Below are 20,799 nucleotides of genomic sequence, written 5' to 3'. Positions count from 1 at the left end.
AGGGGGAGACGTATGAAGAAAATAGTCTTTACAGGTGGCGGTTCGGCAGGGCATGTAACACCTAATTTAGCCATCATTCCACATTTACAAGAACAGAATTGGGATATTTCTTATATCGGTTCTCATCAAGGAATTGAGAAAACGATTATAGAAAAGGAAGGCATTCCGTACTATAGTATTGCAAGCGGAAAGCTACGTCGTTATTTTGATTTGAAAAATATAAAAGATCCTTTTCTTGTAATGAAGGGTGTTATGGATGCGTATGTAAGGATCCGAAAACTAAAACCGGATGTGATTTTTTCAAAAGGTGGTTTCGTATCTGTACCAGTCGTAATTGGAGGATGGCTAAATAGAGTCCCTGTTTTATTACATGAATCTGATATGACGCCAGGACTAGCAAATAAAATTGCGCTCCGTTTTGCTTCGAAAATCTTTGTTACATTTGAAGAAGCTGCGAAACATTTACCGAAAGAAAAAGTAATTTATACAGGATCTCCTGTACGTGAAGAAGTGCTAAAGGGAAATCGTGAAAAAGGTTTAGCGTTTTTAGGTTTTTCACGTAAAAAGCCAGTTATTACAATCATGGGAGGAAGTTTGGGCGCAAAGAAAATTAATGAAACGGTTCGAGAGGCGTTACCAGAACTTCTGAAAAAATATCAAATCGTTCATCTTTGCGGAAAAGGTAATCTTGATGAAAGTTTACAAAATAAAGAAGGATATAGACAATTTGAATATATACATGGAGAGCTGCCAGGCATATTAGCGATAACAGACTTTGTTATTTCGCGTGCGGGCTCTAATGCCATTTTTGAGTTTTTAACATTGCAAAAGCCGATGGTTTTAATTCCGCTATCGAAATTTGCAAGTCGTGGAGATCAAATATTAAATGCAGAGTCTTTTGAAAGACAAGGATATGCTTCTGTATTGTACGAAGAAGATGTGACTGTAAAATCTCTTATAAAGCATGTCGAAGAATTAAATCAAAATAATGAGATGTATAAAACAGCATTGAAAAAATATAATGGAAAAGAAGCAATTCAAACAATTATTCAACATATTTCAGAGGCATGATGAAACAATCATGCCTCTTTTAATAGGATGAAAGATTCCAAGAAACAGTGTTTTTATGTTACAATAACAAATGGATTAGTAGGGAAATTCCAATTAATGAAGCGTGAAAATACGAATGGATTAGGAGTGACTGTGTTGGAGCTAAGTCTCTATGAAAATACTGCACTTATTATATGCTTTGTGTTGTACGTTGGTAGTGTTATTGTTTATATTTCAAGGAAATTTTCGCAAGAAAGAGAACTTGAAAAATCAGAAATAACAGCTGAACTAGAAATGTTAGCTGATGAAAGTTATAAAAAGAAAAAAATAAAAGAAGAGCATGAAGAATCCCATCATTTAAACGCAAATAAGTTTTAAAGATGGGGATTTTTTTTTGAAGTCGTTCTTTATTATGTGTATAGCAAGTAACGCTAAAAGGAGTTTCCCATACATAATGAAGGAGTGTATATAAATGAATTTTTATGTCGCCTCAGGATTCCAAAATAAACATCTTGTACGTTCTATAGCAAATGAACTGAAACATGCAGGATGGCACCATACATATGATTGGACAAGAAACGAAAGAGCAGTGAATCAAGATCAATTAAGAGAAATTGGTCAGGCAGAAAAGAATGCTATAAAAGAAGCGGATGTCTTTTTACTTATATTAGATGGCGGAAACGGGAGCCATACAGAGTTTGGAATGGCGATCGCGCTAGAGAAAAAGATATATGTATACCATGAAAGAAACCCGCTTCAAACAACGTTCTATCATTTGCCAGAAATAAATATTTTTGAAGGAGATGCAACTGAATTTGCATCTTATGTTATGGATCACGTGAAATAATAATAACTGTCTAAAAGGTTATAAAAGTGATCTTTTGGGTACAGTGATGATAAGAAACGTATATAAAGGAGTATATAATATGAAATTAGAAAATGGATGGGAAACGAGCTTTTTAGAAGTCGTACAAAATAGTGAATTTAAGAAAGATGCACTTCTTAGTCAATTGCTTTGTGAGGATAGTGAAGAAGTTGAGGAGCTTGTTGATGATTATGGTTATGAAGAAATTATTGACCGTGAACATGATGAGGAATTAGCTGATATTTTAGGAGAAGAACTTTTTAGTGAGATGGAACGATGTGTATTCTTATCTTCACAGCCAGAAGAAAAACTTATTTCATTCGTAAATGGATTAGGTTTTCACGTGTTAGATTGGATCGTTCTTCTTGAAACAGAATTTGGAATTGATAGTGCAAACTTTACGTCGGACGCCGTGAAAATGTTAGAAAAGCGTTTTAGACAGTTTCCATACATAGAAGATAAAACAATTTTTGATATGACATTTGGAGAAGCAATGGATGTATTACAATCCATTACAGGATTACAACTGAAGGAAAAGATGAACGTATAATGTAAAAAAAGAACGTGAGGCTATCACGTTCTTTTTTTACATTATAATAATTTTATCATCTAGTTTTGTCTGTCCGCTAAGAAGTGCGTTTAAATATTCCACTTTTCTTATACAGGCCTGTATATGTCTTTCAACCTCTTGCAACTCTGCTTGGTGATGTGTTTCAATCGGATGAATTTGTACGTTGAATTTTTCAAATTGACTACTATATGTTATTTCTGCATAGCCGCTCATAATATCCATTTCGTTATGAAATAAAAATTGCTTCGTTTTGTCACAGAATGATACATTCTGAAAGCCATATACTTTTAATGCTTCAATTACCTTTTTTATCATTTTTATATTCATTTTTTAACCCTCTTTACGAAGTTCTACTTATATAGTATAACATAAAAAATTACATAGAAAGCGCTTCCAAGTGTATTTTATTATAAACTTTACGTTTCGATCACAAAAATGAAACAAAGAAAAAATAATTGTAAAGAAGGAAGGACTCTTTTATTGTTTCGTCATATATATAGAGAAATAGTGCAATGAAAGGAAATTTTCCGAGGTGGAGATCGTATTTCCAATTTGAGCGCAGTAAAAGAGGTGAAAATCTTGAACTTTGATATTGTAGGACAAAAAGCATATATAAAAGATGGACCGCATCGGAACCGAATTGGAATTGTAAAGAAAGACGAGACAAAATTAGAATCGCAGTTTGCTATTGTAATTGGAGAACAAAGCATTGATGTAGAGCTAAAGGATATCGTGTTAGTTGGAGTAGACGTAGGACAATTTCATAAATGGTGCGAACAAAATGGTTATTTGTGAGAAGGACGGGCTGTGAGATAATGAAATATATTTGAGAGAAGAGGATATGTTATTGTATTCTCTTTTTCTATGTTTAAGGAGGCGAAAATGAAATATAAAGAACAGGAGTTTACGTTGGAGTTAAAAGAGAATATTCAATGTATGGAGAAGGAAATAGAGCGAATATCATTTAAACTTTTTAAAGATTATTCATATTTTTACATAGAGAAAAACATGGAATTATTTATAGAACTCATCAGAGATAAAGAATATCCTTTTGAAACAGGATATTCTTTATCCGTTTCGATAGCTGTATTAGATGAAGAAGGGAAGATGATTGAATTTTATACTGTTCCTATCTGGGAATGTTGTAATTATTTTTTAGGAGTACCGCTTCAAATAAGGCTTTGGGGAAGTAAGTTAAGTGGTGAGCTTGTTGATGAATCTTATTGTGAGATAGAAGAGGAGTTAAAGGAGCGCTTGGAAGAGTTTTTACAGTTTGCAGATGAGGAATAATAGTTAGTCTTTAGTTTAAAACAAATAGTTATTAAAAAATGAAAAACGGTATATTTTCGTTATATCTATACGTGATGCCTTATGTATAAAAGACAAAGAGAAAGATGAAAAGAACTAAAAAAGGCCGCTAACAGTTTTTGTTAGCGGCCTTTTCATTATGAAGCAATTTCACCAGTTTTTGTATCATCTTGATTGTACGTATCTTGATCTAATTCACCAAGCCATTTACTAGAAATAAGACCTGCTGTCATAGAACCACTTACGTTAAGAGCTGTACGACCCATATCGATTAATGGTTCAACTGAGATAACCAGAGCGACAATACCGATTGGTAAGTTCATTGTAGATAGTACGATTAACGCTGCGAACGTTGCACCGCCACCAACACCGGCAACACCGAATGAGCTAATAGCAACGACAGCGATTAAAGTTAAAATAAATTGTGGTTGTAATGGATCGATTCCTACAGTTGGAGCGACCATCATTGCAAGCATTGCTGGATAAATACCTGCGCAACCGTTTTGCCCGATAGATACTCCAAATGATGCTGCGAAGTTGGCAATCCCTTCGGAAATACCAAGCTTTTCTTTTTGCGCTTCAATATTTAATGGCATTGCACCAGCACTAGAGCGAGATGTGAATGCAAATGTTAATACAGGGAATACCTTTTTTAAATATTGAATTGGATTTAAACCAGATAGAGCAATTAATAATAAGTGGATAACGAACATTACGATAAGTGCTACGTAAGACGCTAACACGAAGTTACCAAGTTTTAAAATAGCATTTATGTCGCTACCAGCAACTGTTTTTGCCATAAGAGCTAATACGCCGTATGGAGTAAGACGTAAAATTAATGTTACCATACGCATTACGATTGCATATACAGCATCAAGCATTTTCTTAAATAGTTCTGCTTGTTCTGGATATTTTCGTTTTACACCTATAAAGGCGATACCGATAAATGCTGCAAATATTACAACAGAAATTGTTGATGTTGGACGAGCGCCTGTTAAATCAAGAAACGGATTTGTAGGCAATAGTTCTAATAATTTATCTGGAATTGTTGTTTTTTCAATAGAAGTAAATCTTTCTTCAACTAGCTTCAGACGAGCTGATTCTGCATCACCTTGTTGCAGGCCTGTTGCAGATACATCAAATCCTGCACTTGCAGCGATACCGACAGCTGCAGCGATTCCTGTAGTAAGAATTAAAATTCCGATAATAAGACCACTAATTTTACCAAGGTTTTTCGTTAACTGTAATTTTGTAAAGGCTGAAATAATAGATACTAAAATAAGTGGCATAACGATCATTTGAAGTAATTTCACATAGCCGTTACCGATTAAGCCAAACCAAGTATTTGATTCAATAATTACTTTAGAAGTTGGCTCATAAATAAATTGTAATATAAGACCGAAGATAATTCCGACTCCTAAAGCAGTAAATACACGTTTATTAAAAGATACATGCTTACGTTGCATATAATATAATACGCCAACTAAGATGAGCATGACTGCAACGTTAATTCCGACAAGCAGTGTATTCATGTTGATTCCCCCTAATTCCAATCTGTTATATAGAATATAAAGTAATAAAACCTATAAGTCAACTAGGAAATTACGGAATTAAAAAAAAGATGGCAAAATGCCATCTTTTAATGTCCAGCTCCAGGGACAAGTAAAAACGTCGTGTAGTATGTAAATCCTATGAAGAAAACAGTCAAATATGCCCCGAATACGTATATATACATACGCTCTGTTAAATTTAAATAGCTTAAAAGTACGAAGAATCCTGTTTGTCCTAAAAATAGTAGTGCGGTCGAATGCATATCCCCTACGTAAAACATAACCGAGAAAATTCCAGTCCAAAAGCCGAGAACGCGAAACATGCGCTCCATGCCATCTCCCTCCTTTTCTAAAAAAAGTAAACCTCACTTCATTATAGTTTATTTTTCTTACTATTGTAAATATTCGTTCATATAAAAAGAAGCCATTTATAAATGGCTTCTTTTTATATGAGAAATTAAATTGTTAGTTTATAATTACAAGATTTACATCCATCTAGTAGACTGTCATTTCGTGTTAATTCCGTGTTAGGGAATAGGATTTCAAAAATCCCTTTCATCATATCTCCGTGCATATTACAAATTTCAGTTGGATGATGAACAGCAACTTCTTTAAATGGACAATTGTGTACATCATAGAAAATTTTCGTTCCATCTGCACTTAATTCAAATGCAGGTGATAAGCCAGCTGTTGAGAAAGCTTCTTTTGCAATTTGAACTTTTTGCTCGACTGTTAAAGCATCTTCATTCACATTTAAACGCATCATATGTTGTTGCATTAATTCGGCTCCGAACTGTTTTCCAGTTTCGTATAGCGCTTTTTCACCAGCAGCGCCAAGGCTAAGTAAAGAATTAAATGCGATTCTTGCTAACAATTGATAATCACGGAATGGAAATTGTAATTGGATAACATCTTCAGATAATACATATAATCTGCTTGGTCGTCCGCCTTTTCCAGTTTTCTTCGTTTCAGATTTCAGCATATGAACATCTTCTAATTTAGATAAATGTAAACGCGCTACGTTTGGATGAATTTCAAACTCATCTGCAATTTCTTGTACAGTTACGTAACTATGTTTTTGAGAAATATATTTATAAATGTAATAACGAGTTGGATCAGATAATACACCTGTAATTTTTAAAGCTTGTTCCATGAGGATCTCCACCTTTATCACTTTATCCAAGATAATAACATTATAATACAGATAAACTTTCATATAGGTAATTTCAGACAATAATTCGGAAATTGTTCATAATTTCACAAACATATTTTTCCTTTTTTCTCTAGTGAAAATACAAAAATACTGATTTTTCTTATGAATTTTTTCATGCTATATACATAGTGGGGAGGGAAAAATGATGAATGGAATTGAAAGTTTTGCGAATACGATTTTGAAAGAAGCGTGCAGGGTACAAGCTTCGGATTTACATATTGTGCCCCGGAAGAAGGATGTAGCGGTTCAACTGCGTATAGGGAAAGATTTAATGACGAAGCATTGTATCGAAAAGGAATTTGGAGAAAAACTTGTTTCACACTTTAAATTTTTAGCATCCATGGATATAGGGGAAAGGCGGAAGCCACAAAATGGTTCACTGTATTTACAAATGGATGGGCAAGAAGTATATTTACGCCTTTCCACGCTACCAACTGTATATCAAGAAAGTCTCGTTATTCGTCTTCATTTACAAGCATCTATTCAGCCGTTATCTCATCTTTCGTTATTTCCAAGTACAGCGAAGAAACTACTCTCTTTTTTACATTACTCCCATGGGTTACTCGTATTTACTGGACCGACTGGTTCTGGAAAGACAACAACAATGTATGCATTATTAGAGGTCATTAGAAAAAAGAAAACACGTCGCATCGTTACGCTGGAAGATCCAGTTGAAAAAAGAAATGACGATGTATTACAAATTCAAATAAATGAAAAAGCAGGTATCACATATGAGGCAGGGTTAAAGGCTATTTTACGCCATGATCCGGATATTATTTTAGTCGGTGAAATTCGTGATGAAGAAACAGCGAAAATTGCTATAAGAGCAAGTTTGACTGGACATTTAGTAATGACGACACTGCATACGAATGATGCGAAAGGGGCGATACTCAGGTTCATGGATTTTGGTATAACGAGGCAAGAAATTGAACAATCTTTATTGGCTATAGCTGCACAGCGACTTGTCGAATTGAAGTGTCCGTTTTGCAAAAGAAAGTGCTCAACTTTATGTAAATCAATGAGGCAAGTCAGACAAGCGAGTATTTATGAGTTGTTATATGGATATGAGTTAAAACAAGCGATTAAAGAAGCAAATGGGGAATGTGTCACATACGAGCACGAAACATTAGAAGCTTCGATACGAAAAGGATACGCTTTAGGATTTTTAGAAGAGGATGTGTATGTTTAAGAAAATATGGAGTTTAAGTGATCAAGTAGTATTGCTGAAACGATTAGGAGAACTATTAGAAAAAGGATACTCCCTTTTGCAGGCATTAGAATTTTTACGGTTTCAATTACCTTTGGAAAAGAAAGGACAATTGCAGCACATGATTGATGAATTAAAAGATGGAAAAAGTCTACACGATTCTTTTCATCAGTTAAAGTTTCATCAGGATATGTTAAGTTATTTATTTTATGCCGAGCAACATGGTGATATTTCTTTTGCATTGCAACAAGGGAGCGCACTTCTTTATAAAAAGGATAAGTATAGGAAAGATATGATGAAAATCATGCAGTATCCTATGTTTTTGGCGTTTTTTTTAATAATCATGATTTTGATTTTTAACCGCATTTTATTACCGCAAGTTGATATGGTATATAGTTCATTCGGTTCTACAGCATCGTTATTTACAGAACAAATATTAAGTGCAATTAAGCTACTACCCTATCTTATTTTTAGTACTATTTTTATCGTTATGATTGGTTGTAGCGTATATATATTTTACTTTCGGAAACTTCCGCATATGAAGCAGGTAAAAATTAAGCTTCGTATCCCCTTCATAAAAACATTTCTTATTTTAAAGCATTCACATTATTTCGCCACTCAATTAAGCGGTTTATTACACGGCGGACTATCAGTACTTGAGGCTCTAACAATAATGATGGAGCAAAAATATCATCCGTTCTTTCAGTATGAAGCGGGCCGAATTGAACGCCAATTAATTGCGGGAGAACCGTTGCAATCTATTATTGCTAAAAGTGGATATTATGAGGAAGAACTTTCTTATATTATTACGCATGGACAAGCAAACGGTAATTTGGCGATTGAATTAGGTGACTATAGCGATCTTATTATGGAAAAGATGGAGCAAAAAGTTAAACGTATGTTAGTAATCATTCAACCGATTTTATTTACGTGTATTGGAGGAATAGTCGTTCTTATGTATTTAGCGATGATTATGCCAATGTTTCAAATGATGAATTCTATTTAGGGGGTGTTTGCATGCAGAATGAGGAAGGATTTACCCTTTTAGAAATGTTATTAGTTATGGTCGTCATAACTGTATTATTACTATTAATTATTCCGAATGTAGTCACACAGCGTTCATCCGTCGAAGGAACAGGATGTAAAGCCTATGTGAAATCTATAGAAGCTCAAATACAAGTATACCAATTACAACATAATAAAATTCCCTCGCTAAAAGAGCTAAGGGATGAAAAATATATTACAGCTGATAAGTGTCCAAACGGTGAATCCATTCACATTTCAAATGATGGCACAGTAACAACTGGGAAACTGTGAAACAAAAAGGATTTACTCTTTTAGAAATGCTACTCGTTCTATTTGCAATTTCTGTACTAAGTATGGTCACATATTTTAACGTACATTCATTACATGAAAAACAAAAAGTCGACCAATTTTTAAGACAGTTTTCAAATGATATTTTGTATATGCAACAATTAGCGATAAACCGTCAAAAACACTATACATTACGATGGCATAAAGATAGACATACGTATTATATAGGGGAACTAAGTACGAATCTTACTATCATTAAAAGAGAATATGATAGCGATATACAAATTGATTTGAATACTTTTCCAAATCCGATGACATATAATCCGAGTGGAAATATTAATAGAGGTGGCACGATTTTATTTTCGTATCGAAGTTATAAATATGAGATTGTATTTCAGCTTGGAAGAGGGAGATTTACGTATCGTGAAATGTCAAAAAGGGTCAGTGATGGCTGAGATGCTTGTAGCGTTAAGTATAGTAATGATGGCAGTGTCTTTACTACTTCCGCAAACAGTATTGATTATGCAAGAACGAAAAAACATACAAATTCGTTATAAAGCATTTGCATTATTAAAAAGAGAAGCGGCTTTATATATATATGAAAATGGAGCGAAACAACAACAAGAAAAAGTCGTAAACGGAAATGTATATTACACATACTGGGGAGGAAATGAAGTTTGTGCTATGTGGAAAGATGTGAAAGGAAGAATGGTGGAACAATGCTTTTATGCAGGAGAACAAATAAATTAGAAGTTGGGTTTACATTAATAGAAATGATCGTATGTTTTTTTCTGTTATCACTGTTCTTTTTACTCTTGCCACGTTTAAATTTTATTGGGATAGAAAATAATCAATCAAAAGGATTAAATAATTGGGAATGGGATGTGTTTTTAGGACAAGTACAGTTAGAGTTTCGGGAAGTATCTTTTGTAGAAAAAGTAGTCAATGAAAATAAAGATACCCTTTTGCGCTTCCGTCTTCGCACTGGAGATGAAGTGACGTATGAAAAATTGAATAATCATCTGATAAGAAAAGTGAATATGCGCGGAAGAGAATTTATATTACAAAATATTGAAATGGTTTCGTATGAAGTAACACCTCATTTGCTCTTTATAAATGTGAAAGATATGAGTGGGAAAATATATGAAGGTGTAGCTGTAAGATATAGCAAAATGGAAATAAATATATGAGAAAACAAGATGGATTTACGATGCCAGGAACAATCATTTTTCTTGTATTATTAACTTCCTTCTTTGTATACGAAACGAATATGTTGCTTATAGATAAAAAATTTTATATTGAAATAGAGCAAAAGTTTGTACTGGAGGAACTACTAAATCGATCGATTACAAGTATAAAAAAAGGTTTACAGCAAAAAGAAAAGGAAGATACATTTTTCTTTCAATATGAAAAGGGCGAAGCAAGTGGAAATTACGTCTTTGAAAACGATGATATTCTCGTTTCGTTGCAGTGCAAAATAAAGCAGGAAGTTTTCTATAAAGTAAGCTTTCGATATAGAAAAAAGGATGGAAAAATATTCGATTGGATAGAAGGATAGTCTGTTTAATGTGTGAACAAAAACCATAATTTCTCATTTTAAAACAATTGAAAGTTTAAATTTTCTCAAAAAAGAGAAAGGTAGAAAGAATGTGATATATTCAAGCTATCCAAACATATTTTTTTAGGGAGAATAGGGAAATGACAAATAACAATCAAATAGGTGAAAATAAGGAACAAACTATTTTTGATCATAAAGGAAATGCAATTATGACGGAAGATAGGGAAATACACATTATTTCAAAATTCGAAGAACCTCTTATTGTCGTGTTAGGAAATGTATTAAGCGATGAAGAATGTGATGAATTAATTGAATTGTCTAAAAGTAAGTTAGCACGTTCTAAAGTTGGTTCATCACGTGATGTAAATGATATTCGAACGAGTAAGGGTGCATTTTTAGACGATAATGAACTTACTACGAAGATTGAAAAACGAATTGCATCTATCATGAATGTTCCTGCGTCGCATGGAGAAGGATTACACATTTTAAATTATGAAGTGGATCAACAATATAAAGCACACTATGATTATTTTGCGGAACATAGTAGATCAGCTGCTAATAATCGTATTAGTACGCTTGTCATGTACTTAAATGATGTAGAAGAGGGCGGAGAAACGTTCTTCCCTAAATTAAATCTTTCTGTGCACCCTAGAAAGGGAATGGCAGTATACTTTGAGTATTTTTATCAAGACCAATCATTAAATGAGCTTACGTTACATGGAGGGGCACCTGTAACGAAAGGTGAGAAATGGATTGCAACGCAGTGGGTAAGAAGAGGCGCTTATAAGTAAAAGCGTGTATGAAACGTTTTGTTCTTTATTTTATAAGAAGAACAAAACGTTTTTTTATTAAATAATGTAATCATTCGTTATAATAACAAATAATAACGGATGATTGAGAGGAACGAACATGAAATCTATATACATAACCGGTTATATGGGAGCTGGGAAAACAACAATTGGAAAAGCGTTAAGTAAAGAACTTCATATGGATGTTGTCGATACAGACCAAAAAATTGAAGAGAAGCAGGAGAGGGCAATTCGTGATATTTTTGCTGAAGAAGGCGAAATGGCTTTTCGGGAATATGAAAGTGAAATGTTACGTTCACTACCGAGTTGTAATGTAATTATTACAACTGGTGGTGGCATCATTGAACGAGAGGAAAACCGAAAGTGGATGAAGGAAAATGGAACTGTCGTGTATTTATATTGTGATCCACATGTAATTGCAGAAAGACTTCGGGAAGATACGACACGGCCACTATTTCAGAAGAAAGATATAGAGGCATTTGTGGCAAAATTTGAATCGCGCCGAGCTTATTATGAAGAGGCTCATATTTATATCGATACGACGAATAAGTCTGTAAAGCAAATTATGAATGACTTAAAAGAAAAGATTAATGAATAAAAAAGTGGACATACTAATCAAGTAGAGGTGATGATAATATGTCTACTAATGATTATGTTCGCTTTGTGACACAGCAGTTTGTGTCGTATATGGATGCTCCAAAAGAAGATCGTAAACAAAAGAAAGAACAACGCCGTGCTGAAAAAGAGCCATTTATGAATAAATGGTTTGGTGTTATGCCGCTAAGTGCTGCTTTGTTTTATCGAAACGTAAAAGATAAAAGGAAAAAATCAAGTTAACGATTTCGTAATATGTGTAGCAAAATAAAAATCCCCTAGTAGTATGATGCTACTAGGGGATTTTTATTTACTGTACGGATTCTTTTTCTTCTGTAACGGCATGTATTTTATTGTTCACCCAGACAAATCCAATTCCGATACAAATGGAAATGCCCCATCCAACAGCGGTCATAATCGCTCTCATTTCACCATAGCCATCTACACCGAAAACAGAAATGAAATAAATCTTTAAGAAGCTTTTTAATATGAATTGTAGCCCGAAAAATAGCGTTAAATATTGGAGTGCCGGATAGATACGACTATCACGATACAGTTCACGACTTTTATCACGGTCATGGCCTTGCAGTGCGGCAATATCTGCTGCGAAATATAACATAAGTGGTTTTTTTATAAAAATGGTACATATAACGATAATACCTAGTACGATGTGATAATACGCATCGTTCCACAACATGCGTTCAGCTGATCCAGATAATAAATCCACTGTTGTATTAGAAATGAGTGTAATTAAAATAAAGAATCCTGTTACGTTAAACTGTTTTTCTTTTTTAAAGGTATACAGTGTATAAATAATCCCTGGAACAGAGGAAAGTAACATCGCGTAATAAGGATCGATATAAGGTTTTGCAAATTTCCAAATGAGGAATGGGATTACGAGATAAAAGACAAGATCTAATATAGCTTTTTTATTTTGATTCATATAGGGCCTCCTTAAGTCATACATATATTTTATAATATAATTTCTGAAAATTGTATAAGGTTTAATGGGAAAAGAAAAAATATATCGCTTTTTGAGGGATTAGTAGATTGAAAAAATTGCCCCTAGCGTAGTAAGTTTTTTTAGTATATAATAAAGGAAACGCTTTCATTTTTAGTTTGTTCACAAAATGGACGGAAAATCACATATTTACTATCGATATGTTGCTTTATAATGAAACTAATTAAATATACATGCATACAATATTGTGAAATAAATAACATAAATAATCTATATAAATGTAAACGTTATCAAAAAAGAGAGGTGGAGACAATGAGTAAATTTTTCTTCAATCATAATCCGGCAACAGTAGAGGATGGAAGGCTTGTTAAGTATGCTGAAATTATTTATGGAGAAGGTGGCCGTTCTGTATTAGAAAATTTAATGGTGAAGGCATCTATCAGATTGCGTGATCGTTATCCGAATAAATCTGACGAGCAGATCTCGAACCTCGTAAATAAAGGCATCCATGATATGTTTCAAAAATATGTGAGTGAGTAAGTAAGAGTAGCCAATGGCTGCTCTTATTTTTTTGTATAAGGATTGTATCTCTAGCTGAAAATAAGGGTGTATTTTGAAAGACATAAGAAGGAGTGGAAAAGATGAGTAATGGAATTGGCCGTTCAAAAGAAAACCTTCCTACTGATGCAAATCATGTGAGTGCAAAAGATCGTGCGCATCAAAAACGTATGGCAAAGCAAAAACAACAAGAGCGTAATGGCGATAGAGGATAACTCAAAAAAAGCTCCTTCTAAAACAGAAGGGGCTTCTTTAAGCTAGAAAATGATTCGCGGTAACATAAAAGAGTCCACCGTTAATAATTTGCACGGTAATGCGTGGCTCGTATTGTTCTTGCAGTGCTTGTTTTTCAATTTCATAGCTTTCGGGAAGTTCATCACTTTCTTCATAAAAACGATTTAAAAGGTCTAAATCGTGATTCCAGCGCACTCTTGCTTCTTTCGCCCACGTATGGTCATCTTCCGCAATAATATTCTTTAAAGCATCCTCTATACGTTGTAAACCACTTTGCGGTTTAATGATGGGCGAGAGCGTAAAACAAAAGTCAGGTATTTTCGGTGTAAGTTTAATTTTGGCTAATGTTTCATGAAAGTTTGCGATCATTGTGCCAGAAATGAGATGAATCCCAATGGAGTGAAGGATGTCTTTTTTTCGATCACATTGATAGGAAACTTTAATATTTACACCGAGCCACGGATGGAGCGGTGTATGTGTTGCCCCGCTATGCCTTACTTCCTCATATAAACGTATGTAAGAGCCTAATTCTTTTGTCGTTTGGAAAATTTGATGAAGACGTGGTGAACCGTAGTGAATAAGCTCGCCATCGTTTTCTTCATTTTCTGGATTTGTAATAAGAGTAAGGCGCATCGGATTCGGTACGCCTCCTGTTTTCTCAAGATAGTGCCAATAAAAAGGGCGATTCATTAATAATTTATCCATCTCAATTGTTAGCTGCACATCTAATAGATGAGGGGAACGGTTTAAAATTTCACAGTTATTCGCCTCGAAAAAATTGTATAAGTAATTATGAATTTCATGTTGCTGCATAGCCTTGCACCTCAGCTTCATTTCGTTTCGCGAAGTCGATAATAGATGTTAAGTTTTCCATCTTAATTCGAATTTCTCCTTCGCTTTTTGATTGCGCAAATATTTCTTGAATGTGCGCGTCGATGTTTTTCATATTAATTCTCGTTAAAATTTCATCAAGTTCCCCGATAACACGCTCAAATAAATTGATTTTTTCATATAACAGTTTCAAAATATGTTCTTCAACAGTGTGTTTTGTAGCTAAGTTATAAATATGAACATCATTCTTTTGACCAAGACGGTGAATACGTCCGATTCTTTGTTCAAGGCGCATTGGATTCCATGGTAAATCATAATTGATCATATGGCTACAAAACTGTAAGTTAATCCCTTCACCACCAGCTTCAGTTGCAATTAATACTTGTGCGTGGTTTTGGAAAAGCTCCTTCATCCAATCTTTCTTCCCACGTTTAAATCCGCCGCGGAATGGAACGGAAGAAATGCCGTGTTGTTGTAAAAACCATTGTAAGTACATTTGTGATGCTCGATATTCTGTGAAGATGACGACTTTATCGTCAATTTCTTTTATAAGCTCAAGAGCTTTATTCGCTTTTGAGTTGAAAGGAATATGATTAATTTTGTCCATTAGCACATCAATATGCGGGTCTTTTATGTAATGCTCATTTTCCTTCTGTCGTTTTTCTACATGTTTTTTTAATGAATAGTACACAGCCTCACGACTACTACAAGCTTCTCGTTTTAAAGTTAACGATGAGAAAGCGGATGTGAAGGCGTCTTGTCCTCGCCAATTTTCAATCCCGTTATACAAAGCTTGCTCTTCTTCATTAAACTCAACGAAAATTGTACGTACATGTCTCTTTGGCCAATCAATTCCGGTATTATGCCGTCGATTTCGGACCATTACTTTATTAATAAGAGCTTTTAAATCTTCATCAGATTCGGCGGAACGATTTTTGGAAGCGTAATATTCTTCAAAGTTGGATTGATTGCCTAAATGTCCTGGTTTTAATAAAGAAACAAGGTTGAAAATTTCATCAATCTTATTTTGAACAGGAGTAGCAGTTAATAATAAGCAAAATTTCTTTTTTAATCGCTGTGCAAATTCATAGTTTTTTGTTTTGTTATTTTTAAGTTTATGTGCTTCATCGATAATAATAAGGTCATATTCTAAGTTCAAAACGATATCGCGATGCGGTGAACGTTTTGCAGTATCAATTGATGATACAATCACATCGGCTTGTTCCCATGAATAGCTCTTCCTTTGGGCTACAGCTGGAATGAAAAACTTTGTATTTAGTTCGTATGCCCATTGTGATACGAGAGAGGCAGGGACGAGTATAAGTACTTTTTTCACAAGGCCGCGGACCATATATTCTTTTAAAATAAGCCCAGCTTCAATCGTTTTCCCAAGTCCCACTTCATCTGCAAGTATCGCTTTGCCATTCATTTGTTCAATGACATTTTGAGCGACTTCTAATTGATGAGGAAGTGGTGTGAAATGAGATAAATGCTTCGGTGCTTGTAATCCATCGAAAGTAGGAACAAGTAACGATTTTTCAGTTTTATAAGCTAAATGATATAAATCCCAGTTTGTCCAAGGGCCATCTTCGTCAATCCTATTTAAAAAATTGTTTTGCCACGTTCGATCTACGGAAATATCGACATTCATTACGACTCTCCCACCTTTTATAAACTAAAGTAATTATTAAAAAAATCTTTATTATATAAGCCTTGTAATAAGGCGCTATTACACATACTAAAAGTTAAAGAATAGGCAAAGATAAAGGGCTAAATTTTGAAAGTTGTATTCAATTAGATTAAGAATAAAAAATTCTAAATTATTTTTTATGCTAGAATATTGATGAAATATAGCGAATAATGTTAGGATAATGGTGTGAAATGTGTGGAATCTTTCGTATTTTATCCAAGAAAGTGATTTTTTATTTACGCTTTCATAAAAAAATATAATGAGATTCCGTATATCCTATCTTTTCAGAGTGAAAATGTTTAGATATGGCGAGCAACTTTTATTGATTTGTCAAAGCATAAGGGGGAGAGAGCATGATTACATTACAACGTACACCGTTATTTGATGTATACGCGAAGTATGGTGGGAAAACAATCGACTTCGGTGGTTGGGAATTACCAGTTCAATTTTCAAGCATTAAAGAAGAACATGAAGCTGTACGTACGGCTGCAGGTTTGTTCGATGTGTCTCATATGGGAGAAGTTGAGGTAAAAGGTGTAGATAGTTTAGCATTTTTACAACGTGTTGTTACAAATGACGTTTCTACCTTAAAGGTAGGAGGCGCACAATATACAGCTATGTGCTACGAAAATGGTGGTACAGTAGATGATTTATTAATCTACAAACGTGGTGAAGAAGACTATTTATTAGTAATCAATGCATCAAATATCGAGAAAGATTACGAATGGTTAGCTAGCCATGTAATTGGCGATACGAAAGTAGTCAATGTTTCTAGTGAAGTTGCACAGCTTGCAATTCAAGGACCAAAAGCAGAAGGCATTTTACAAAAAGTTGTGTCAGAAGATTTGAAAGAAATTAAGTTCTTTAAATTTAAAAACGATATTCTTGTAGATGGAATTCCAGCACTTGTATCTCGTACGGGTTACACAGGTGAAGATGGATTTGAAATTTACTGTAAGAGTGAAGATGCTGCAAAACTTTGGGAGAAACTTCTTGAAGTTGGAGCAGAAGAAGGCATAAAAGCATGTGGTTTAGGTGCTCGTGATACACTTCGCTTCGAAGCTACATTACCACTTTATGGCCAAGAATTATCAAAAGATATTACACCGATTGAAGCTGGAATTGGCTTTGCGGTAAAACCAAATAAAGAAGCAGACTTCTTTGGAAAAGAAACGTTAAAAGAGCAAAAAGAAAACGGTGCGCCTCGTAAGTTAGTCGGCATCGAAGTAATCGAACGTGGAATTCCTCGTACGCATTACCCTGTATTTATTGGAGAAGAAAAAATCGGGGAAGTAACGAGTGGTACACAATCTCCAACGTTAAAGAAAAGCATTGGTTTAGCACTAATTGATGTAAAATACGCAGCAGTTGATACAGAAGTAGAAATTGAAATTCGTAATAAACGCGTCAAAGCAGTAGTTGTTCCAACACCATTTTATAAACGTTCAAAGTAACGGGGAGAGGGGTAGATTTCATGTTGCATCGTTATCTTCCAATGACAGAAGAAGACAAAAAAGAAATGTTACAAACGATCGGCGTTCAAACGATCGATGAGTTATTCTCTGATATTCCAGAGAGTGTTCGTTTTAAAGGGGATTTAAAAATTAAAGAAGCAAAATCAGAGCCAGAGCTTTTAAAAGAGTTAACTCAAATGGCTAGTAAAAATGCTAACTTAAAAGAGTACGCTTCTTTCTTAGGAGCAGGTGTATATGATCATTACGCTCCAGTAATTGTAGATCACGTTATCTCTCGCTCAGAATTTTATACAGCTTACACGCCATACCAACCAGAAATTTCACAAGGGGAATTACAAGCAATCTTTGAATTCCAAACAATGATTTGTGAATTAACAGGAATGGATGTAGCAAACTCTTCTATGTACGACGGAGGTACAGCTTTAGCTGAAGCGGCAATGCTAGCAGCTGGCCATACTCGCAAAAAGAAAATTCTTGTATCTAGCGCAGTTCATCCAGAATCAAGAGCAGTACTTGAAACGTATGCAAAAGGTCAACATCTTGAAGTTGTTGAAATTAATCATAAAGATGGTGTAACAGATTTAGACGTATTACAAAGTGAAGTAGATGATACAGTTGCTTGTGTAATCGTTCAATATCCAAACTTCTTCGGACAAGTTGAGAAATTAGCTGATATTGAAAAAATCGTTCATCAACAAAAATCATTATTTATCGTTTCTTCAAATCCATTATCATTAGGCGCATTAACACCACCAGGAAAATTTGGTGCGGATGTTGTAATCGGTGATGCACAACCATTTGGTATTCCAACGCAGTTTGGTGGACCACACTGTGGTTACTTTGCAACAACGAAAGCATTTATGCGTAAAATTCCAGGGCGTCTTGTTGGACAAACTGTAGATTCAGATGGTAAACGTGGATTCGTATTAACGTTACAAGCGCGTGAACAGCATATTCGCCGTGACAAAGCGACGTCTAACATTTGTTCAAACCAAGCGTTAAATGCATTAGCAGCATCAGTTGCAATGACGGCACTTGGTAAACAAGGTGTGAAAGAAATGGCACGTCAAAACATTTCTAAAGCACAATATGCAAAACGTCAATTTGAAGCGAAAGGCTTCACTGTAACATTTGCTGGACCGTTCTTCAATGAGTTCGTTGTAGATTGCAAGCGTCCAGTTAAAGAAGTAAACGATGCATTATTACAAAAGAATATTATCGGCGGTTACGACCTAGGCCGTGATTATAAAGAGCATGAAAATCATATGCTTGTAGCAGTAACTGAGCTTCGTACAAAAGAGGAAATTGACACACTTGTAAACGAAATGGGGGCTATCCAATGAAGAACCAAGACCAAGCACTTATCTTTGAAGTGAGTAAAGAAGGACGCATAGGATATAGCCTACCAAAATTAGATGTAGAAGAAGTGAAACTAGAAGATGTGTTTGAGAGCGATTATATTCGAGTAGAAGATGCAGAGCTACCAGAAGTATCTGAACTTGACATTATGCGCCACTATACAGCACTTTCAAACCGTAACCACGGTGTAGATTCTGGATTCTATCCACTTGGATCTTGTACGATGAAATATAATCCAAAAATTAATGAGAGTGTAGCTCGTTTTGCAGGATTTGCAAATATTCATCCGTTGCAAGATGAAAAGACAGTACAAGGTGCAATGGAATTAATGTACGACTTACAAGAGCATTTAATTGAAATTACAGGTATGGATACTGTTACATTACAACCAGCAGCTGGTGCACACGGAGAATGGACAGGCTTAATGTTAATTCGTGCATACCATGAAGCAAATGGTGACTTTAACCGTACGAAAGTAATTGTGCCTGACTCTGCTCACGGAACGAACCCAGCATCTGCAACTGTAGCTGGTTTTGAAACAATTACAGTAAAATCAAATGAGAATGGTCTTGTTGACTTAGAAGATTTAAAACGTGTTGTAAACGAAGAAACAGCAGCACTTATGTTAACAAATCCTAATACATTAGGTTTATTCGAAGAAAATATTTTAGAAATGGCAGAAATCGTCCATAATGCAGGCGGTAAATTATACTATGATGGTGCAAACTTAAATGCGGTATTAAGCCAAGCACGCCCAGGAGATATGGGATTTGACGTTGTACATTTAAACCTTCATAAAACATTTACAGGTCCTCACGGCGGCGGTGGTCCAGGTTCTGGTCCAGTAGGTGTGAAAGCAGATTTAATTCCGTACTTACCAAAACCGATCTTAGAGAAAACGGAAAATGGCTATCGCTTTAACTATGATCGTCCGGAAGCAATTGGGCGCGTAAAACCGTTCTATGGTAACTTCGGAATTAACGTTCGTGCATACACATACATTCGTTCTATGGGTCCAGATGGATTACGTGCAGTAACGGAGTATGCAGTATTAAATGCGAACTATATGATGAGAAGACTAGCACCATTCTATGATCTTCCATTCGATAGACATTGTAAGCATGAGTTTGTATTATCAGGTCGTCGTCAAAAGAAACTTGGTGTACGTACATTAGATATTGCAAAACGCCTGCTTGATTTCGGTTACCATCCACCAACAATTTACTTCCCATTAAATGTGGAAGAATGTATTATGATTGAGCCGACAGAAACAGAATCAAAAGAAACATTAGACGGTTTCATTGATAAGATGATTCAAATTGCTAAAGAAGTAGAAGAAAATCCAGAAGTTGTACAAGAAGCACCTCATACAACAGTCATTAAACGTTTAGACGAAACGATGGCTGCACGTAAACCAGTTTTACGTTATGAAAAACCAGCTCCTGTACAAGTTTGATTAAAATAACAAAGGAAGAACTCGCTATATGCGGGTTCTTTTTTTTATGGAGAATTCGTGCAGAATTAGTGAAGAAAATGTTAAAAATTTATATTTTTTGTTTCATAATGGCGTAAAGAAGCAGTTTCATAGGTAATTTTGTTGAAAAAGTCGGTTTGATAAAAGTATTTATTTTTGTTAGAATTTTATTGAAATT

General features: G+C 34.7%; 29 protein-coding genes. 21 read left to right on the top strand and 8 right to left on the bottom strand.

Annotated features, from left to right (window positions below; translation table 11 throughout):
* The first annotated feature begins 12 nt into the window (after nt 1-12).
* The 4 genes from murG (at nt 13) to PDL00_RS11795 (ending at nt 2,465) form a co-directional block, all read left to right on the top strand.
* Nucleotides 13-1,071 (top strand): undecaprenyldiphospho-muramoylpentapeptide beta-N-acetylglucosaminyltransferase, encoded by a 1,059-nt coding sequence (murG, locus tag PDL00_RS11810; protein ID WP_242254727.1) that lies wholly within the window; start codon nt 13-15, stop codon nt 1,069-1,071.
* A gap of 96 nt (nt 1,072-1,167) precedes the next feature.
* The gene (locus PDL00_RS11805) at nt 1,168-1,428 is read left to right on the top strand and encodes a DUF3966 domain-containing protein (RefSeq protein WP_000817963.1); all 261 of its coding nucleotides are present in this window, start codon (nt 1,168-1,170) and stop codon (nt 1,426-1,428) included.
* A 94-nt stretch (nt 1,429-1,522) separates the two neighbouring features.
* Nucleotides 1,523-1,897, top strand: a complete 375-nt coding sequence (locus tag PDL00_RS11800) for a nucleoside 2-deoxyribosyltransferase (RefSeq protein ID WP_088028802.1) — start codon at nt 1,523-1,525, stop codon at nt 1,895-1,897.
* A 79-nt stretch (nt 1,898-1,976) separates the two neighbouring features.
* A complete protein-coding gene (locus PDL00_RS11795) occupies nt 1,977-2,465 on the top strand; it encodes a hypothetical protein (protein WP_061677376.1) in 489 nt (162 codons plus the stop codon).
* Between the two features lie 36 nt (nt 2,466-2,501).
* Here the strand turns inward: PDL00_RS11795 and PDL00_RS11790 are convergent, their stop codons facing one another.
* Nucleotides 2,502-2,813, bottom strand: a complete 312-nt coding sequence (locus PDL00_RS11790) for a hypothetical protein (protein WP_242254725.1) — start codon at nt 2,811-2,813, stop codon at nt 2,502-2,504.
* A 252-nt stretch (nt 2,814-3,065) separates the two neighbouring features.
* Between PDL00_RS11790 and PDL00_RS11785 the strand changes: the two genes are divergently transcribed.
* Both PDL00_RS11785 and PDL00_RS11780 read left to right on the top strand, forming a co-directional pair.
* On the top strand, nt 3,066-3,281 hold the full coding sequence (locus tag PDL00_RS11785) for a DUF3912 family protein (RefSeq protein ID WP_242254723.1): 216 nt from the start codon (nt 3,066-3,068) through the stop codon (nt 3,279-3,281).
* Nucleotides 3,282-3,368: 87 nt separating this feature from the next.
* Nucleotides 3,369-3,776: a hypothetical protein gene (locus PDL00_RS11780; RefSeq protein WP_270729123.1), complete on the top strand. Its 408-nt coding sequence runs from the start codon at nt 3,369-3,371 to the stop codon at nt 3,774-3,776.
* A 155-nt stretch (nt 3,777-3,931) separates the two neighbouring features.
* Here the strand turns inward: PDL00_RS11780 and PDL00_RS11775 are convergent, their stop codons facing one another.
* The 3 genes from PDL00_RS11775 to PDL00_RS11765 form a co-directional block, all read right to left on the bottom strand.
* The gene (locus PDL00_RS11775; RefSeq protein WP_001094339.1) at nt 3,932-5,326 is read right to left on the bottom strand and encodes an L-cystine transporter; all 1,395 of its coding nucleotides are present in this window, start codon (nt 5,324-5,326) and stop codon (nt 3,932-3,934) included.
* A gap of 107 nt (nt 5,327-5,433) precedes the next feature.
* The gene (locus PDL00_RS11770; protein WP_000440714.1) at nt 5,434-5,676 is read right to left on the bottom strand and encodes a DUF2626 domain-containing protein; all 243 of its coding nucleotides are present in this window, start codon (nt 5,674-5,676) and stop codon (nt 5,434-5,436) included.
* A gap of 125 nt (nt 5,677-5,801) precedes the next feature.
* Nucleotides 5,802-6,497 (bottom strand): helix-turn-helix transcriptional regulator, encoded by a 696-nt coding sequence (locus PDL00_RS11765; RefSeq protein ID WP_242254719.1) that lies wholly within the window; start codon nt 6,495-6,497, stop codon nt 5,802-5,804.
* Between the two features lie 205 nt (nt 6,498-6,702).
* Here PDL00_RS11765 and comGA point away from each other — a divergent pair, with 205 nt between their 5' ends.
* The 10 genes from comGA to PDL00_RS11715 all read left to right on the top strand — a co-directional run bounded on the left by comGA (nt 6,703) and on the right by PDL00_RS11715 (nt 12,282).
* A complete protein-coding gene (gene comGA, locus PDL00_RS11760; RefSeq protein WP_270729122.1) occupies nt 6,703-7,746 on the top strand; it encodes a competence protein ComGA in 1,044 nt (347 codons plus the stop codon).
* On the top strand, nt 7,739-8,770 hold the full coding sequence (gene comGB / locus PDL00_RS11755; RefSeq protein ID WP_242254717.1) for a competence type IV pilus assembly protein ComGB: 1,032 nt from the start codon (nt 7,739-7,741) through the stop codon (nt 8,768-8,770). Before comGA ends, comGB begins: the two co-directional genes overlap by 8 nt.
* Before the next feature lie 11 nt (nt 8,771-8,781).
* Nucleotides 8,782-9,081, top strand: a complete 300-nt coding sequence (gene comGC, locus PDL00_RS11750) for a competence type IV pilus major pilin ComGC (RefSeq protein WP_242254716.1) — start codon at nt 8,782-8,784, stop codon at nt 9,079-9,081.
* Complete coding sequence (gene comGD / locus PDL00_RS11745) at nt 9,078-9,533, top strand: comG operon protein ComGD (protein ID WP_242254715.1); 456 nt, start codon at nt 9,078-9,080, stop codon at nt 9,531-9,533. The genes comGC and comGD overlap by 4 nt, the downstream gene beginning before the upstream one ends.
* Nucleotides 9,526-9,828: a competence protein ComG gene (locus PDL00_RS11740; protein ID WP_242254714.1), complete on the top strand. Its 303-nt coding sequence runs from the start codon at nt 9,526-9,528 to the stop codon at nt 9,826-9,828. Before comGD ends, PDL00_RS11740 begins: the two co-directional genes overlap by 8 nt.
* A complete protein-coding gene (comGF, locus tag PDL00_RS11735) occupies nt 9,798-10,268 on the top strand; it encodes a competence type IV pilus minor pilin ComGF (protein ID WP_242254713.1) in 471 nt (156 codons plus the stop codon). The genes PDL00_RS11740 and comGF overlap by 31 nt, the downstream gene beginning before the upstream one ends.
* Entirely contained in the window at nt 10,265-10,636 is a 372-nt protein-coding gene (gene comGG / locus PDL00_RS11730) for a competence type IV pilus minor pilin ComGG (protein ID WP_270729118.1), read from the top strand. Before comGF ends, comGG begins: the two co-directional genes overlap by 4 nt.
* A gap of 140 nt (nt 10,637-10,776) precedes the next feature.
* A complete protein-coding gene (locus PDL00_RS11725) occupies nt 10,777-11,427 on the top strand; it encodes a 2OG-Fe(II) oxygenase (RefSeq protein WP_098641666.1) in 651 nt (216 codons plus the stop codon).
* Nucleotides 11,428-11,545: 118 nt separating this feature from the next.
* Entirely contained in the window at nt 11,546-12,043 is a 498-nt protein-coding gene (locus PDL00_RS11720) for a shikimate kinase (protein WP_270729114.1), read from the top strand.
* Between the two features lie 38 nt (nt 12,044-12,081).
* Nucleotides 12,082-12,282, top strand: coding sequence for a YqzE family protein (locus PDL00_RS11715; RefSeq protein ID WP_000106080.1), 201 nt, complete (start codon nt 12,082-12,084; stop codon nt 12,280-12,282).
* Nucleotides 12,283-12,349: 67 nt separating this feature from the next.
* Here PDL00_RS11715 and PDL00_RS11710 read toward each other — a convergent pair whose 3' ends face one another.
* Nucleotides 12,350-12,982: a VC0807 family protein gene (locus PDL00_RS11710; RefSeq protein ID WP_001073110.1), complete on the bottom strand. Its 633-nt coding sequence runs from the start codon at nt 12,980-12,982 to the stop codon at nt 12,350-12,352.
* 140 nt (nt 12,983-13,122) lie between these two features.
* Nucleotides 13,123-13,239, bottom strand: a complete 117-nt coding sequence (locus tag PDL00_RS11705) for a hypothetical protein (RefSeq protein ID WP_003279814.1) — start codon at nt 13,237-13,239, stop codon at nt 13,123-13,125.
* Nucleotides 13,240-13,312: 73 nt separating this feature from the next.
* On the opposite strand from PDL00_RS11705, the gene PDL00_RS11700 reads away from it, so the two are divergent.
* Together PDL00_RS11700 and PDL00_RS11695 are read left to right on the top strand one after the other, a co-directional pair.
* Nucleotides 13,313-13,540 carry a hypothetical protein gene (locus PDL00_RS11700; protein ID WP_000032702.1) on the top strand — a complete coding sequence of 76 codons (228 nt, stop codon included), beginning with the start codon at nt 13,313-13,315 and terminating at the stop codon, nt 13,538-13,540.
* 101 nt (nt 13,541-13,641) lie between these two features.
* Nucleotides 13,642-13,773 (top strand): hypothetical protein, encoded by a 132-nt coding sequence (locus PDL00_RS11695; protein WP_000064661.1) that lies wholly within the window; start codon nt 13,642-13,644, stop codon nt 13,771-13,773.
* 37 nt (nt 13,774-13,810) lie between these two features.
* Here PDL00_RS11695 and PDL00_RS11690 read toward each other — a convergent pair whose 3' ends face one another.
* Nucleotides 13,811-14,605: a YqhG family protein gene (locus tag PDL00_RS11690; RefSeq protein WP_242254707.1), complete on the bottom strand. Its 795-nt coding sequence runs from the start codon at nt 14,603-14,605 to the stop codon at nt 13,811-13,813.
* Nucleotides 14,592-16,274: a DEAD/DEAH box helicase gene (locus tag PDL00_RS11685; RefSeq protein WP_061677397.1), complete on the bottom strand. Its 1,683-nt coding sequence runs from the start codon at nt 16,272-16,274 to the stop codon at nt 14,592-14,594. The genes PDL00_RS11690 and PDL00_RS11685 overlap by 14 nt, the downstream gene beginning before the upstream one ends.
* Nucleotides 16,275-16,666: 392 nt before the next feature.
* Between PDL00_RS11685 and gcvT the strand changes: the two genes are divergently transcribed.
* Genes gcvT through gcvPB form a run of 3 tightly spaced genes read left to right on the top strand, consistent with a single transcriptional unit; the run spans nt 16,667 to nt 20,603 of the window.
* Nucleotides 16,667-17,767, top strand: coding sequence for a glycine cleavage system aminomethyltransferase GcvT (gcvT, locus tag PDL00_RS11680; RefSeq protein WP_242254705.1), 1,101 nt, complete (start codon nt 16,667-16,669; stop codon nt 17,765-17,767).
* A 20-nt stretch (nt 17,768-17,787) separates the two neighbouring features.
* Nucleotides 17,788-19,131: an aminomethyl-transferring glycine dehydrogenase subunit 1 gene (gcvPA, locus tag PDL00_RS11675; RefSeq protein ID WP_000903246.1), complete on the top strand. Its 1,344-nt coding sequence runs from the start codon at nt 17,788-17,790 to the stop codon at nt 19,129-19,131.
* Nucleotides 19,128-20,603, top strand: a complete 1,476-nt coding sequence (gene gcvPB, locus PDL00_RS11670) for an aminomethyl-transferring glycine dehydrogenase subunit 2 (protein WP_063260822.1) — start codon at nt 19,128-19,130, stop codon at nt 20,601-20,603. Before gcvPA ends, gcvPB begins: the two co-directional genes overlap by 4 nt.
* Nucleotides 20,604-20,799 lie beyond the last annotated feature (196 nt).

This window comes from Bacillus cereus group sp. TH152-1LC, from assembly GCF_027710505.1.
GTDB lineage: Bacteria > Bacillota > Bacilli > Bacillales > Bacillaceae_G > Bacillus_A > Bacillus_A mobilis.
This window is presented reverse-complemented; position numbering and strand designations above follow the sequence as displayed.

Coding starts and splice junctions, on each gene's coding strand:
- comGC (WP_242254716.1), top strand. CDS start 8,782: ATGCAGAATGAGGAAGGATTTACCCTTTTAGAAATGTTATTAGTTATG.
- gcvPB (WP_063260822.1), top strand. CDS start 19,128: ATGAAGAACCAAGACCAAGCACTTATCTTTGAAGTGAGTAAAGAAGGA.
- PDL00_RS11765 (WP_242254719.1), bottom strand. CDS start 6,497: ATGGAACAAGCTTTAAAAATTACAGGTGTATTATCTGATCCAACTCGT.
- PDL00_RS11685 (WP_061677397.1), bottom strand. CDS start 16,274: ATGAATGTCGATATTTCCGTAGATCGAACGTGGCAAAACAATTTTTTA.
- PDL00_RS11705 (WP_003279814.1), bottom strand. CDS start 13,239: ATGCATGTATATTTAATTAGTTTCATTATAAAGCAACATATCGATAGT.
- comGF (WP_242254713.1), top strand. CDS start 9,798: ATGCTTTTATGCAGGAGAACAAATAAATTAGAAGTTGGGTTTACATTA.
- PDL00_RS11700 (WP_000032702.1), top strand. CDS start 13,313: ATGAGTAAATTTTTCTTCAATCATAATCCGGCAACAGTAGAGGATGGA.
- PDL00_RS11775 (WP_001094339.1), bottom strand. CDS start 5,326: ATGAATACACTGCTTGTCGGAATTAACGTTGCAGTCATGCTCATCTTA.
- PDL00_RS11695 (WP_000064661.1), top strand. CDS start 13,642: ATGAGTAATGGAATTGGCCGTTCAAAAGAAAACCTTCCTACTGATGCA.
- PDL00_RS11780 (WP_270729123.1), top strand. CDS start 3,369: ATGAAATATAAAGAACAGGAGTTTACGTTGGAGTTAAAAGAGAATATT.
- comGB (WP_242254717.1), top strand. CDS start 7,739: ATGTTTAAGAAAATATGGAGTTTAAGTGATCAAGTAGTATTGCTGAAA.
- PDL00_RS11725 (WP_098641666.1), top strand. CDS start 10,777: ATGACAAATAACAATCAAATAGGTGAAAATAAGGAACAAACTATTTTT.
- PDL00_RS11720 (WP_270729114.1), top strand. CDS start 11,546: ATGAAATCTATATACATAACCGGTTATATGGGAGCTGGGAAAACAACA.
- PDL00_RS11770 (WP_000440714.1), bottom strand. CDS start 5,676: ATGGAGCGCATGTTTCGCGTTCTCGGCTTTTGGACTGGAATTTTCTCG.
- murG (WP_242254727.1), top strand. CDS start 13: ATGAAGAAAATAGTCTTTACAGGTGGCGGTTCGGCAGGGCATGTAACA.
- PDL00_RS11715 (WP_000106080.1), top strand. CDS start 12,082: ATGTCTACTAATGATTATGTTCGCTTTGTGACACAGCAGTTTGTGTCG.
- PDL00_RS11740 (WP_242254714.1), top strand. CDS start 9,526: ATGGCTGAGATGCTTGTAGCGTTAAGTATAGTAATGATGGCAGTGTCT.
- PDL00_RS11800 (WP_088028802.1), top strand. CDS start 1,523: ATGAATTTTTATGTCGCCTCAGGATTCCAAAATAAACATCTTGTACGT.
- gcvT (WP_242254705.1), top strand. CDS start 16,667: ATGATTACATTACAACGTACACCGTTATTTGATGTATACGCGAAGTAT.
- PDL00_RS11710 (WP_001073110.1), bottom strand. CDS start 12,982: ATGAATCAAAATAAAAAAGCTATATTAGATCTTGTCTTTTATCTCGTA.
- PDL00_RS11795 (WP_061677376.1), top strand. CDS start 1,977: ATGAAATTAGAAAATGGATGGGAAACGAGCTTTTTAGAAGTCGTACAA.
- PDL00_RS11790 (WP_242254725.1), bottom strand. CDS start 2,813: ATGAATATAAAAATGATAAAAAAGGTAATTGAAGCATTAAAAGTATAT.
- PDL00_RS11690 (WP_242254707.1), bottom strand. CDS start 14,605: ATGCAGCAACATGAAATTCATAATTACTTATACAATTTTTTCGAGGCG.
- comGA (WP_270729122.1), top strand. CDS start 6,703: ATGAATGGAATTGAAAGTTTTGCGAATACGATTTTGAAAGAAGCGTGC.
- PDL00_RS11805 (WP_000817963.1), top strand. CDS start 1,168: ATGAAGCGTGAAAATACGAATGGATTAGGAGTGACTGTGTTGGAGCTA.
- comGG (WP_270729118.1), top strand. CDS start 10,265: ATGAGAAAACAAGATGGATTTACGATGCCAGGAACAATCATTTTTCTT.
- gcvPA (WP_000903246.1), top strand. CDS start 17,788: ATGTTGCATCGTTATCTTCCAATGACAGAAGAAGACAAAAAAGAAATG.